We start from the raw sequence: 12989 nt of genomic DNA, 5'->3' as shown, positions 1-12989 counted from the left end.
TTGCTGAAGGAGCAACCCTATTGTGCGGCATGATGACTGTTTTTGGCAATTCCCTTGCTCGGACCCGTGCTCTCGTGTAGTCACAGGAAAACAAGACTCTCCGTGCAAGGAAACTGAGCCCCATGAATGAATGCCCCAAGATCATGTCACGTCTCTATTGCGCTTCAATCACCCTGGCCCTTCTGACCTTTGGACCGGCCGCGTGTACATCAGTTCCCAAGGCCGCGAGCCCACAGCTCACCAGCGAAACGCATCAGAAACCAGCGGACCAGGCTTTTACCAAACTCAGCCAGGCTTTTATCGATGAGTATCTGGAGCTGTTCCCCGTCGTGGCCAGTGCGCTGGGTGATCACAGCCGGGATGGTGAGTGGGGGGATTACAGCAAGGCGGGCGCTGCGCGCGTGGAAGCCTTTTATCACAAGTATCAGGAGGCTTTGCAAAAGGTCGATGTCACGCAACTCAGCCCCGACAACCAGGTGGACGCCGCGGTCCTGACCAATGAAGTGAACAGTCGTCTGTTTGAAATGGAAAATCTCGCTCCGCTTCGCAACTCGGCGATGTCGTATGTCGGTGTTCTGAGTTTGGGTCTGGATAGTCTGATCTCGCAGAATTATGGAACACCCTCCCGTCGGGCCCAGGCCCTCATCCAACGCTTGCAGGGATTGCCGAAGGTGGTGGCTGCTGCCAGGGAACGCCTGGAAAATCCCTCCAAACTCGATACCCAGACCGCAATCCTGCAGACCAGCGGCCTTCTCGAACTTTGCCAGACAGGAATCAAGCCTTTGATGGAGAAGGCCCCTGAACATGCTCAAGCACTGAATCAAGCTGCGGTTTCAGCACGCGCTGCGATTCAGGATCTGAAAACGTTTTTGGAAAAGGATGTCCTGCCACGCAGCAATCGTGATTTCCGCCTGGGGAAAACGCTTTATGCCCGCAAGATACAGTATGATCTGGTTGATAGCATTCACCCTGATGCGCTGGCTCAGTCCGCCCGTGCGGCCTTGAATCGCACCCTGGCCGGGATGTATGCAGTCGCGGTCAAACTCAGTCCTGAGCTCCTGGGAAAACCCGCCAAGGTCAGTCAGGATCCGAAGGAGCAACGTAAACTGGTCAGGGCGGTGCTGGATCGCATGGCTCTGGAGCAGCCTACGGATGCCACGCTATTCACCGAGGCGGAACAGGCCATCGATGCGGCCAGTGCTTTTATCCGCGAGAAGCAAATCCTGACCGTTCCCAATGAAAAGTGCCAGGTCATCCGTATGCCTGCATTCAATGCCGGATTTGCTGGAGCCTATAGCCAATCGTCGGGACCCTTTGATGATAAGTTTGAAAATTTCGTGGCCATTGAGCCCCCGGCGGCTGCGGAACGGGATTCCTTTTATCGTGAATACAATAAGAGCATGCTGATTGAACTCATGCTGCACGAAGCGGTTCCGGGGCACTGCCTGCAGGCCATGCATGCGGTGAAAACCAGGCATCCTCTCCGGGCGATTTTTGGTAACGGCCCTTATACTGAAGGCTGGGCCATGTATAGTGAAGAGGTGATGGCGAATCATGGCTTTGGTGGCCAGCGCATCAAGATGGTGCAGCTTAAACTGCTCGCCCGCGCGATTGCCAATACGCTTTTGGACTATGGCGTCCACACGCAAAACATGAGCGAAGTGGAGGCCATGAAACTTTTGATGGATGAAACCTATCAGGAGCGGGCCGAGGCAGCTGGCAAATGGCGTCGTGTCCAGCTTTCCAGCGTGCAGCTCACCACCTATTTTTATGGCTACCAGCAGTTTGCGGCCATGCGTCAGGCCGCCGAAAAGCAGCCAGGCTTTGAGGAAAAAAAGTTTCATGATCAGCTGCTGGCATCCGGAGCGCCACCGCTGAAACTTTTGCGGACCCGGTTTGGGATTTGATATCAACTCCCCTCGTGGTCACCTATTCAGTCGTTGCTGTGCTTAACCCTCCTCCCGGTCACCGATCCAGCTCTTGCTGTTCAGATCGATGGCCGAGAGGATACTCCACATGAGTTCGCTGCACGGACCCTGGAATTTTTTACGTTTGCGCATCAGATAAATCGGTATGGAAAAATCCGTATAGTGCTCCGTATCCAGCGCGATCAAGCGTCCCGTCTGAAGATCCTCGTCGACCAGGCTGAGCGGCATAAGGCCCCAGCCGAGTCCACCCAAAAGAAGGTGGCGCTTGCTGGAAAAATCACTGGCACTCCACGTCCCCGCTCCTTCCATGACCCCCGCGCGGACATCCTTGGTCGCCGCGTCGGTGCTCGGCAGAATCACCTGGGTATGCATCCGCAGATCGGTTTCCATCAAGCGCTTGTCTTCCAAAGCCAACTTATGACCAGGGGCACAAACAGGCAGCAGCCGCACGTGACCCAGAGCGAGTTTCTCCAGATCTTCCGATCCGGGTTTATTCGGCAGGAGTTCCGAAATAGCGAGATCGACCTGATCATCCTGCACCTTGATCTGAGCCGCAAGCACCTCGATTCGTAGATTCAGTATCAAATGTGGCTTGCGTTGACCCACCTCTTTCAAAGCCGGGATCACCGGGCCCATCGGCACAATCGCACTGATGGCCAGATTCACAAAGGGCTCGTCACCCATTTTCAGCTGTCGTGAGAGTTCGAGGATCTCATCCGTACCGGCCAGCACGCGCTGGGCTTTCAGGAGGACGGCTTCACCTGCCGGTGTCAGCGTCGGGCGATACTGATCACGACAAAGGAGTTCCACACCCAGTTCATCTTCCAGATTTTTGATGGCATAGGAAACGGCGGATTGAGCGCGATGCAGAGCACCGGCTGCCGCTCGAAAACTGCCTGTTTCCGCAATTTTGCTGAGCACGAGCAGTTGATCGAGTGTCACCGGACGTCCTTTATTCAAACAGATCTTTGACGATTATACTGACCGGACAGTGATCGGATCCCATCGCATCGGGATGAATGGCAGCGGCCACCAGATGCTCCCGCAGGACAGCGGAGACACAAAAATAGTCGATTCTCCAACCCACATTACGGGCCCGGGCATTGGTCCGATAACTCCACCAGGTGTAATTCTTCGGTTCCTGATTGAAGTGCCGGAACGTATCCACGAACCCAGCGGCCACGATATTGTCAAAGCCGGTTCTTTCCTCGATGGTAAAGCCGGCACAACGTGTGTTGGTCTTGGGGTTGGCCAGATCGATTTCCTTATGCGCGACGTTCAAATCGCCACAGAAAATCACCGGTTTTTTCTGTTCCAGGCTTTTCACATAGGCCAGGAAATCACAGTCCCACTGCGTCGTGCGATAAGGCAGGCGCCGCAGATCATCCTGGGAGTTGGGCGTATAAACCGTGACGACGAAGACCTTGTCAAACTCCAGGGTGATGACGCGGCCTTCCTTGTCATGATGATCCAGACCCAGGCCATACTTCACATCCAGTGGTTTGAAACGGGTATAGATGGCCGTTCCGGAATAGCCTTTTTTCTCGGCCGCATTCCAGTAGAGCTCATAACCCGGAAAATCGACATCAATCTGATCCTGGGTGGCTTTGACTTCCTGCAGGCAAAGGATATCGGGCATTTCCTGTTCGAAAAACTCGACGAATCCTTTTTTCAAAATCGCGCGCAGGCCATTCACATTCCACGAAATAAGCTTGGTCACCAATCAGCCCTTCCCAAGCATGGAAGGAGCCAGATCGCGAGCCTTGTTTAGGGCCACTTTAAGACCTTCCAGCTTGTCACCACCGGCCTGAGCCATATCCGCCTTGCCACCGCCCTTGCCGTTGATTTCAGGCGCGAGCTTTTGCAAGAGCTCCTGCGATGAGAATCCCGTCGGTACCTGCTTGCCTTTGGCAACGAGAAGGAAAGCCTTGTGGGCGTTTTCCTGCTTCATGCCTAGTACCACAACAGCATTCGGAGCTTTCTGCAGAATCTGATCGCTCAGATCGCGCAGGGTTTTCACGCCCTGATCATCTTCAGGACAGAGGAAGGTGACCACGCGGGTTTCATGCACCAGCGGGGACTCTTCCAGAATGGTATCGATCTGCTGGGCGAGGGATTGCGATCGCAGTTTTTCGATCTGCTTTTTCAAATCGCGCTCGCTCTGCAGGAGTTTGTCGATTTTGCTCGTGACGTCCTCAAGGCTGGCCGCTTTCAATTTGTTGCGGACCACACGGCTTTCCTGCTCGCGAGCCTTCAGGTATTCAAAGGCTTTTTGCGACGTATACGCCGTAATACGACGGACGCCGGCTGCGATCGAGGATTCCTGAGCGATCACGAACAGATTGATCTCGGCCGTGTTGTTGACGTGCGTGCCGCCGCAGAGTTCCGTTGAAAACTCGCCGACGCGAATGACCCGCACGCGGTCGCCATATTTTTCACCGAAGAAGGCGATGGCACCGGCGGCAATGGCCTGCTCTTTTTCCATTTCATCCTTGCGGACCACCTGCTCGCTGAAAATGCGATCATTGATCAGCTGCTCGATTTCCGTTAGCTCCTCTTCCGTCAAAGCCTGGAAGTGATTGAAGTCGAACCGCAAGAGGTCACTCGTCACCAGCGAGCCGGCCTGCTTCACATGCGTACCGAGCACCTTGCGCAGGGCCCAGTGCAGAATATGCGTCGCGGTATGGTTGCGCGCGGTCAGATTCCGCAGCTGCTGATCGGTTTCCTGCTGATAGGATTCGCCGATGGTCAGCATGCCTTTGGTCGGCTTGATATGGACCACCACGAGGCCTTCCACCGGCTTCAACACATCGATCACTTCGCCTTCAAAACCATGACCGCTGATCCGACCCTTGTCACCCGCCTGGCCACCACTTTCAGCATAGAAGGGGGTTTCGTCAAAGACGGCTTCGAACGTCACTTCAGGCGAAGCCATCGCTGCAGTTTCCAGCCGGGTTTTTTCCTGACCGTGTTTTTGGACAATGGCCAGGCAGCGGCCATGAGCCTGCATGGCATCATAACCAACAAACTTGATCTGCACGTTGCGTGCGGCCAGTTCCTCGGCGATGTCCTGATAGTAATGATCCGCAGCCGATTCACCCGCGCCGCCTTTCCAGTGCGCGCGCGACTGGGATTTTTGCTTTTCCATGGCTTTCTCAAAAGCCGCTTCATCCACTGTCAGACCGTTTTCCACACAGATGATGCGGGTCAGGTCCACGGGGAAACCAAAGGTATCGTAGAGTTTAAAGGCCACCTCGCCCGAGAGGACGCCACTCGATTTGGCCTTGGCCATCTCTTCATCGAGAAGGGCGAGACCGCGCTCCAGAGTTTTGAAGAATTGTTCCTCTTCGGCCTGGACAGCGCGAGCGATAAAGGCTGCTTTTTCTTTGATATCCGGATAAGCATCGCTCATCTGGTCAATCACGAAGCCGCAGGCCTTGTAGAGGAACGGCTTATCGAGACCCAATTTTTTACCATAACGAACAGCGCGACGAATGATACGGCGGAGCACATAACCGCGGCCTTCATTGGCCGGCATCACACCATCGGTGATCAGAAAGGTGGTGGCGCGGGCATGATCCGCAATCACGCGGTAAGGGAAGTTATCCTTCGCTTTGGGATCATAGGTCTTGCCAACCAGAGCCGCGACCTTCTGCAGAATATAGAGGAAGGTATCGATCTCGTAATTGGTTTCGGTTTTTTGCAGAATCGAAGCCACCCGCTCCAGACCCATTCCGGTGTCGACCGCAGGTTTAGGCAGGGGATGCAGCGTGCCTTCGCTATCGCGGTTGTACTGCATGAACACAAGGTTCCAGAATTCCATATAGCGATCACAATCGCAGCCGACCGTACAGGTGCTCTTGCCGCAACCGTAGGCTTCGCCACGATCGACGAACATTTCCGTACAAGGACCGCACGGTCCCGTTTCGCCCATCGACCAGAAGTTATCCTTCTCGTCGAAACGGAAGATCCGATTCTTGGGAATGCCGATCTGTTTTTCCCAGATATCCGAAGCCTCGTCATCCGTTCTGAAAACGGTGACATAAAGTTTATCGACCGGCAGTTGTAATTCCTTGGTCACAAAATCCCAGGCGTAGCGAATGGCATCGACCTTGAAATAATCGCCGAATGAAAAGTTCCCCAGCATTTCAAAGAACGTGTGGTGACGGGCTGTATAGCCGACGTTTTCCAAATCGTTATGCTTGCCGCCGGCGCGCACGCATTTTTGCACGCTGGCCGCACGGGTATAGGAACGTTTGTCTTTGCCCAGAAAACAGTCCTTGAATTGAACCATGCCGGCATTGGTGAAGAGTAGCGTCGCGTCGTTATGGGGAACCAGCGAGGAACTTTCCACAACGGTATGGCCGTGGTTTTCAAAGAACTTCAGAAATCGGGAGCGAATTTCGGCTACTTTCATACGATTTACCTACAAGGATGTCTTACGCCGCCAATAGGGATTGGCCGCTGAGAAGAAAGGGACAGTGTAATCTGGAATGAGCTTGTGATCAATCGCGGGGCGGGAGGTGCTTCAGGTAATCGGACTCCGTGGAAAACAGCTCAAATTTGCGCTGTTCCATTTCGTCGTCACTGAGGCCGCGGTCGTCGGTGATGGCGGCCATGATTCCCACATCGGTGGAGCTGGCCTCGGGGTCATCGTTGTAATGGTCAAAATAGGTATGAGCCAGCTCGTGATATACCACTTGCCGTAGCATATGTCGTCCTCGCAAGCGGTGACGTTCCGGCGTCGAAGCGGGATCCACGATATAGATGTTGAACACCCGCCGGCCGTCATAGCATTCCACCCGACGGTTCAAACCCATGCGCATTGTATCATTCTGCAATTCACCGGCGCCGAGGGGCACCAGGACCAGGGTCTGAACCTCGTCCAGACGGCCCAGGGGATAATAATTCGGCCCCAGACTTTGGGCATCGGTCACATAGTCGTCGAAATAGCCCTGGAGTTGAGGGTCAATATTGCGCGGTTTGCGGCAGTCCTGATCCGGGCCTTCAAAGGTTTCGCGGAGTTCGCCCTGCATGCGCGCGAAGCGGTCCTGCTGGGTGCCGCGACAGCCCAAGCCAGAACTGATAAGCATCAGCGCTATAAGAACGCGACCATGCAAGAGCATAGACCAGCCTTCAATTGTATGTGCAAAGTGTCTGTATTGTTATCGGCTGGACCAGGGAAAAACTCAAGAAAACCAGGATAAGCAAACAAATATACCCAGATAGAAACCTTATTCCGACGCGCCTCCCGGGCTGTGCGGCCTATTCTTGTTCGTTACCGCAAAGAGGAGTAGCATGCGACAGCTTCGGATCCACCGCAATCGGGATGGAAGATCATGCTCCGTTTTATCCTCGTCCTCCTGCTCGTTTCGAAATCCTGGCTCGGGTTGGCTGCCAGTCCGCAGCGCATTGCCTCGGCCACGGTGGGGACGGATGAAATTCTCTTTGATATCCTCAGCCGACGGCAGGAGCTGCATCGCCTGATCGCGGTCTCCATCTTTTCTGACAACAAGAGTTACAGCCATTTGGATAAACTCCCCTCTTCCATCAAAGGCCGGGTCGGCGACAGTGTCGAGGCGCTCCTGGCTTTGAAACCCGATCTCGTTATCGTCGCCAGCTACAACCGCCAGGAGATCAGCCATCAGGTGAAAGCCGCGGGAATTCCGATCATCACGCAGGATAATTTTCGCAGCCTCATGGATATCCAGAACAACATTCGATTGATCGGCAGGGTGACCGGAACTGAAAAGGAAGCCGAAGCCCTCGTCCAGGAGATGCAAAGGGACTTGCACAACGCCAAACCCAAACAAGCTTGTAAAAAAGGCGATCCTACCTTCCTTCAGTATTCCGGTTACGATACTGTGCCTGGCGCCGACACCATCATCAACGATGCAGCCGCTCACGCCGGACTGATCAATCTTGCGGCTCGCCTCAAGCTCAAAGGCTGGGCGCCGCTGAGTCAGGAAGTTTTGGCCACGCTCAATCCCGATTTTATCATCGTGGCTGGTGATCCTGCCCAGGCGAAGACCATTCACAAGCAGCTGAAAAAAGCTCCCGCCTGGCAAAAACTTGCGGCGGTGCAAGCCGGTCGTGTCGTTGTCATTCCCGAGCGACAACTCTATACGGTGTCGCATCATGTGACAAAACTGGTGCGAACTTTGGCCGACGCACGCACCATGCAATGCCCTTGATCAAAAGCCGAGCAGCGGCTTCCCGCTCTTGGCCGCTCGGCTAAAAATTCAGAATGAAGCACCATCTGTCTGCCTCTGGCAGCAAGGTTTTTAAAGATTCCCTACGTTTGCGGTTAAGCGACCAACAAATTAAAAAAAAAATTTTGCAGACAGCTGGTACGTTTATGCGGAGCTGTTATAATCAAGCCCATAAAACAGAAATACTAACTTTTAAAATCGATTCGACGAGGATCCAGTGATTTTGTCTATGAATGTTTTCAAGGATCTCATGCGCCTGCTCGCACTCGTTCTCATCATTCGTGCTGTATGGAGCGACTCGGTAGCGTGCGCAATCTGTGCTGGAACCCTTTATATGGGCGGCTTTGACAGCACACTTCACCTTTCACGTCTGGTGGGTGGCGACCGCAAGCAATCGCGGCGCGAAACACCCGACAACGTCATATCCTTGAAGCATTTCCGGCGCTAAAATCCAGGTCAGCTATCCAGCTGCTCGCGCAGATGAAATTTTTCTGGAAGCTCCTTGCGTTTTCTGGTTTTCTCCCACGACTGTGCACTCTCTGATTTTTTTAATTCGCGCTTGCAGGATTTGCAAAAATCCTCAAGCCGCCCTGTCTTCAGGCTGATAAAAAATTCGCGCTCATCTTTTTCCAGATCACAATTTTTGCATACTTTGAGCAAGGCACGTCCTCCTCCTGGCCATGACCCTTGCCATGGCAAGGGTCATGGCTTTATTCAAAGGCTGCGCCTGGAAAAAGGCAAGACCTGGTTTTGTGGACATTTGGACTTTTTTGGGCCAAATTACCGTCCGCATGTGAAGTCCAAACAGGAGCAACCCATGAGCCAAAACCCCGAACTTGAACTCCGTCCCAAGCTTGCGGCCGAAGTGGACATCGCCCCTTGGTCCGCTCTTGTACGTCATTTTGCTTTTGGACGGGTCTATGTCGTCCGTCCGCCTTGGGATATCCTCGATGCCGCCCTCGCCTTGCATCGGGATGACAAGGCCGCGGTCCAGGAGGCGATGACCCAAAAACGGTTGGAACAACCGCACGATGAAGAGGTTCAGGCCTGGGTGACAACGAACGCAAACTTTGATGTGCTGGTTATAAGTCCATTTGTCTTGATTCAAGTTCAGAACGACCGCCAGACCTGACGCTGGCTTGCGGCATCAGCGTCGGGTTTATCGACAACGTTCAAATCCAATGGATCGATTTTTTTCATCACGCGATCAAAACGGAAGGCATAAAGACCATGAGATCTCGAGGTGTAAACCTATGCAAAAAATACTTTTCTTGTGGAAATCGGCGGGTTGTTAAACCTTCAGATGGCCTGTTGCCAGAGTTGGCCTTGATGACTTCTGACCCAAAGTGACAAGTGGCATGAATCACTTGTAACCATTGTTCATCCAGGCCTCAACCATTATTCTCAAGTTTTCGGGTTTGGTGGCATTGGTGCTGAATTTTTCAGCCCATCCGCCGGGAGTATCCCAAGAATAGAGACCGACTTTCTCATTCGGTTTGAGGCCGGGACTTGCGGTGTTGCGTCCTGCTGGGACTCCATAGCCTCCCTGTTTGTCGATATTGTTATGACAGCTGCTACACAGCAATCCGTCGTCTCGTCCGGAGACCTGGCTTGTGATAATTTGCTGCAAAGTCTTGCCATCGACATCCTTGTTAGCCGCTAAGTTGAACTTTGTCGACTTGATGGGTTCCGACCAGGCAATCTTGAATTGAGAGACTGCTGCTTGAGATGACTGGCCAGCCTGCATATCGCGAAGGACCCTCGACGCTGCAGGTTCGTCATCCGAGCACGCACCCGAGCCAAGCACAAGCGCCATGACACCGATCTTCAGGGTCACATCATAAAATTTTCTGCACATGAGCCGGATCTTCGTCGAATGATATGACATCGAAATTCCTCGTCGTTTTCTGTCTGGACATCAGGCGGGGCCTTGAGCCTGTACATTCTTGGAATCACTGGAGCTTGCGGTCAGGTTTCCTATATCGGCATAAGGGAGCGAAAAAAAATAGGACTTAAGTCGTAGACCGCATTTTCAAAAGGAAATTTTAAGTCATAGGACCTACTGCCTGGTATAACCATGCGAGCGGCTTACCGCGATGGGACGTGGAGTAAGGTCAGCAGGCTTAAAGATTCTGCACACAGTTCTGGTTTGCGGCGTAGCACACGTGGAAGCATAAGATCGACCAAAAAGTTTGTCGACATGCCGCGAAAGAGGTTTCAACCTTGAGGTCCCCAGAGCAGCTCAGGGCCAGCACTTCGTAAATTGCGCACCACGATACTCTGAAAATTCCCGATTCCATGCACTCATCCGTCGCGAAGCTCCATGGAACACGTATTTTTCGGCGAAGTTTTGTAAACTCAGATGATAAAGCGACCTAAGCGTACGATTCCAAAACGTTTTTCCAGCAGAATTCAGGCCGAGGATTGGTTAAATTAGAGATTCACGATGATGACCGATCGGGAGGCTGCTCATGCAAGGGGATCCGAACAAGCAGAAAAAGCGAGGCGATTGCGTGCTGAAACTTGTTCCCAGCGAGGAACAGGAAGTCACTCTGCATATCAGTCTTTCGGATATTGAACCCCGGATATGGCGCCGTCTCCAGGTGAGCGATGCCATCAGTCTGCACGAACTGCATCTGGCCATTCAGGGAGCCTTTGGTTGGAAGAACAACCATCTGCACAGTTTTATCGTCAAGCAGGGTGAAGTGTATTCCTTACGGCCATCGGCTTTTGATTTCAATGCCGAGGACGAGGATGGCGATAGTCGCTTGATCCATCTCTATGATCTCATCCAGCGGCAAATCAAGAGTTTTCGCTATGTCTATGATATGGGCGATAACTGGATGCATAAAATCAAAATTGAGCAGGTTCAGAAAAAAACCCGCGATATCCTTGCGCCACTTTGTGTAGACGGCGCCCGACACGGCCCGCCCGAGGATTGTGGGGGTTCGCTTGGTTATGAGGAACTGCTCGAAGCCCTTCAGGATTCCCAGCATCCCCAGCACGCCGAAGCCCTGAGGAGCCTGACGCAGAGCTTTGACCCACAGCAGTTCAATCTACGTCAGGCCAACGCTCATATTAAAAAAATGTTGGATGGAAATATGCGATAAATTGTGCGAAATTCGGCAGTCTACCCTCGCACAAAGGACCCCCTGCATGAAGGCAAAACGTTTCCTGAAACTGGTGGCTGGACTGGTTTTGATTGGTCTTGGCCTGGTTTTGGCCCTTGCCTTTCGAATGCACAGTTTTCCGCAGACTGGGGCCTATTTTGAAAAGCCTGGTGTCCGCAAGCTGCAGAAGGATGAAGTGGGCCAGTGGCACTATATTCGGCATCTCTATACGGAATTGGAGGCCACCGGTGAACAATTTAAAGGCTGGGACGAATCGCAGCAGGATATGTGGAAATATGCCATCGCTTTCCTGGCCTACAGCATGCCATCCATGGCCATCATCAAGCCCGAAGACAAGCCTCTGGCAGAATATTTTCTCTCGGTGATGATCCACAAAATGAAGGCCAAGAAAGTCTGGGAGGACTGGCAACGCTACGGTTTTGGTGATGATCCCATCTGCAAAGACAACATCATGTATAAGGGCCACCTGAACCTGATGTACGGCCTTTACCAGCTCATGACCGGCTCGGACCGCTATGCGAGTGAATTCACCTGGCTGACGCAAAAAATTGTCGAAGAAATCGAAGAGTCGAAGCAGGGCAAATTTCGCGGCGTGGTGTGCGAGCCGGATCGTTATTTCGTGCAGTGCAATGCCATTGGTCTTTTGAGCCTCGAAATCTATGATCGAATCTATGGCACGCCTTATGCGAAGTACTATGGCGAGGACGTCATGAAATTTATCCGGGAGCGTTTGATCGATCCCGAAACCGGACTGTATCACGAGGCCTATCATCCTTCGCACGACATCACGATTCCTTATCTGTCCGGTTACACCAATGCGTGGACGATGGTCATGCTAAGGCCCTTCGATAAGGAATACCAGGCGAAGATTTATCCCAAATGGAAGGATCTCTTTGTTCGGGAATACGGTCCCTTCGCCGTCGTGCGCGAATCCCGTTATGGGGGACCTTCACGCCTGGCCACCCTATTTGGAATGCTGGCGGCCAAGGAATTTGGGGATCGGGAATTATTCGGCAAACTCCGCAACACGATCGATCTGGGCGGATTTTTACACAAGGATACCGAGCGTGGTTATTTGAGTTACGGTCTCGCGGATAATACCTTGCTCAATGGGATGGTTTTTTCATTCAAGATGCATGTCGGCTGGCAAAAGATCCTGGATCATAACTGGCCGCAGCCGGAAGCCGTGCCCACGGTTCCGGAAATCAGCCTGCTTGATTCCTTTGATGTGCTGGATACCAGAAAGCTGTGACATCCTCTCGGGAATAAATTCCCGAACATCCTGTAGTTAAGATGCGATGAGTCCTGGAAGATCCTTCCAGGACTCTTGAAGTTGGCAGGAGAATGGCCCGAGGGCCAACCGTCTGCTACGACCCGAGTATAACTCGGGAAGGCGGAGCCACACCGCTGATTCATATCTTTTCAGTAAATTAAGACAGGCTTGTTGGTCCCTCGGAAATTCAAACCCGCATTCGGGGCATGAAAATTTCCTTATCTCTGGTTTCAGTCCGTCCTTCAGCTTGCGATCACACTGGGAGCAGGTTCTGGTCGTTCCTCTTTCATCGACTTTTTGGAGCCTCTGGCCAAGGCGCTGAGCCTTGTAGTGCAGTATGTCGATGAGCTTTTGTAGAGGATTATTATTTTGAACAGCTCGATTGATTTTGCGATTCACAAAGGCGCTGCCGGTATCGGCAAGTGTCTCCCGTTTGTCCCAGTCT

General features: G+C 52.8%; 13 protein-coding genes. 6 read left to right on the top strand and 7 right to left on the bottom strand.

What is annotated here, in order from left to right; all coding sequences use genetic code 11:
• Positions 1 to 122: 122 nt before the first annotated feature.
• Positions 123 to 1907 carry a DUF885 domain-containing protein gene (locus VE954_RS02220; RefSeq protein ID WP_324949209.1) on the top strand — a complete coding sequence of 595 codons (1785 nt, stop codon included), beginning with the start codon at positions 123 to 125 and terminating at the stop codon, positions 1905 to 1907.
• A 42-nt stretch (positions 1908 to 1949) separates the two neighbouring features.
• On the opposite strand, the gene VE954_RS02215 is transcribed toward VE954_RS02220, so the two are convergent.
• From VE954_RS02215 to VE954_RS02200, 4 genes are all read right to left on the bottom strand, one after another.
• Positions 1950 to 2870, bottom strand: coding sequence for a LysR family transcriptional regulator (locus VE954_RS02215; RefSeq protein ID WP_324949207.1), 921 nt, complete (start codon positions 2868 to 2870; stop codon positions 1950 to 1952).
• Between the two features lie 10 nt (positions 2871 to 2880).
• The gene (locus tag VE954_RS02210) at positions 2881 to 3648 is read right to left on the bottom strand and encodes an exodeoxyribonuclease III (protein WP_324949205.1); all 768 of its coding nucleotides are present in this window, start codon (positions 3646 to 3648) and stop codon (positions 2881 to 2883) included.
• Positions 3649 to 3651: 3 nt separating this feature from the next.
• Positions 3652 to 6345 (bottom strand): alanine--tRNA ligase, encoded by a 2694-nt coding sequence (gene alaS, locus VE954_RS02205; RefSeq protein WP_324949203.1) that lies wholly within the window; start codon positions 6343 to 6345, stop codon positions 3652 to 3654.
• Between the two features lie 88 nt (positions 6346 to 6433).
• On the bottom strand, positions 6434 to 7054 hold the full coding sequence (locus VE954_RS02200) for a hypothetical protein (RefSeq protein ID WP_324949201.1): 621 nt from the start codon (positions 7052 to 7054) through the stop codon (positions 6434 to 6436).
• Between the two features lie 213 nt (positions 7055 to 7267).
• Between VE954_RS02200 and VE954_RS02195 the strand changes: the two genes are divergently transcribed.
• Positions 7268 to 8122: an ABC transporter substrate-binding protein gene (locus tag VE954_RS02195; RefSeq protein WP_324949199.1), complete on the top strand. Its 855-nt coding sequence runs from the start codon at positions 7268 to 7270 to the stop codon at positions 8120 to 8122.
• 241 nt (positions 8123 to 8363) lie between these two features.
• Positions 8364 to 8588: a hypothetical protein gene (locus VE954_RS02190; RefSeq protein ID WP_324949197.1), complete on the top strand. Its 225-nt coding sequence runs from the start codon at positions 8364 to 8366 to the stop codon at positions 8586 to 8588.
• 8 nt (positions 8589 to 8596) lie between these two features.
• Here VE954_RS02190 and VE954_RS02185 read toward each other — a convergent pair whose 3' ends face one another.
• Positions 8597 to 8800 (bottom strand): hypothetical protein, encoded by a 204-nt coding sequence (locus tag VE954_RS02185; RefSeq protein WP_324949195.1) that lies wholly within the window; start codon positions 8798 to 8800, stop codon positions 8597 to 8599.
• A gap of 157 nt (positions 8801 to 8957) precedes the next feature.
• Here VE954_RS02185 and VE954_RS02180 point away from each other — a divergent pair, with 157 nt between their 5' ends.
• Complete coding sequence (locus VE954_RS02180) at positions 8958 to 9272, top strand: DUF2288 family protein (RefSeq protein WP_324949193.1); 315 nt, start codon at positions 8958 to 8960, stop codon at positions 9270 to 9272.
• Between the two features lie 231 nt (positions 9273 to 9503).
• On the opposite strand, the gene VE954_RS02175 is transcribed toward VE954_RS02180, so the two are convergent.
• Entirely contained in the window at positions 9504 to 10028 is a 525-nt protein-coding gene (locus VE954_RS02175; protein WP_324949191.1) for a hypothetical protein, read from the bottom strand.
• A gap of 583 nt (positions 10029 to 10611) precedes the next feature.
• On the opposite strand from VE954_RS02175, the gene VE954_RS02170 reads away from it, so the two are divergent.
• Both VE954_RS02170 and VE954_RS02165 read left to right on the top strand, forming a co-directional pair.
• On the top strand, positions 10612 to 11250 hold the full coding sequence (locus VE954_RS02170; protein WP_324949189.1) for a plasmid pRiA4b ORF-3 family protein: 639 nt from the start codon (positions 10612 to 10614) through the stop codon (positions 11248 to 11250).
• Between the two features lie 46 nt (positions 11251 to 11296).
• Complete coding sequence (locus VE954_RS02165; protein WP_324949187.1) at positions 11297 to 12523, top strand: hypothetical protein; 1227 nt, start codon at positions 11297 to 11299, stop codon at positions 12521 to 12523.
• A 36-nt stretch (positions 12524 to 12559) separates the two neighbouring features.
• Here the strand turns inward: VE954_RS02165 and VE954_RS44055 are convergent, their stop codons facing one another.
• Positions 12560 to 12943: a zinc ribbon domain-containing protein gene (locus tag VE954_RS44055; RefSeq protein ID WP_414698960.1), complete on the bottom strand. Its 384-nt coding sequence runs from the start codon at positions 12941 to 12943 to the stop codon at positions 12560 to 12562.
• Between the last annotated feature and the right edge of the window lie 46 nt (positions 12944 to 12989).

It is taken from the genome of Oligoflexus sp., from assembly GCF_035638955.1.
Taxonomy (GTDB): Bacteria; Bdellovibrionota_B; Oligoflexia; order Oligoflexales; family Oligoflexaceae; genus Oligoflexus.
Note: the sequence above shows the minus strand (reverse complement) of the source record. Positions and strands in the feature narration are given on the sequence as shown.

What these genes read in the sequence shown, in the direction of transcription:
- alaS (WP_324949203.1), bottom strand. Translation starts at nt 6,345, where the DNA reads ATGAAAGTAGCCGAAATTCGCTCCCGATTTCTGAAGTTCTTTGAAAAC.
- VE954_RS02170 (WP_324949189.1), top strand. Translation starts at nt 10,612, where the DNA reads ATGCAAGGGGATCCGAACAAGCAGAAAAAGCGAGGCGATTGCGTGCTG.
- VE954_RS02195 (WP_324949199.1), top strand. Translation starts at nt 7,268, where the DNA reads ATGCTCCGTTTTATCCTCGTCCTCCTGCTCGTTTCGAAATCCTGGCTC.
- VE954_RS02175 (WP_324949191.1), bottom strand. Translation starts at nt 10,028, where the DNA reads ATGTCATATCATTCGACGAAGATCCGGCTCATGTGCAGAAAATTTTAT.
- VE954_RS02220 (WP_324949209.1), top strand. Translation starts at nt 123, where the DNA reads ATGAATGAATGCCCCAAGATCATGTCACGTCTCTATTGCGCTTCAATC.
- VE954_RS02180 (WP_324949193.1), top strand. Translation starts at nt 8,958, where the DNA reads ATGAGCCAAAACCCCGAACTTGAACTCCGTCCCAAGCTTGCGGCCGAA.
- VE954_RS02165 (WP_324949187.1), top strand. Translation starts at nt 11,297, where the DNA reads ATGAAGGCAAAACGTTTCCTGAAACTGGTGGCTGGACTGGTTTTGATT.
- VE954_RS02200 (WP_324949201.1), bottom strand. Translation starts at nt 7,054, where the DNA reads ATGCTCTTGCATGGTCGCGTTCTTATAGCGCTGATGCTTATCAGTTCT.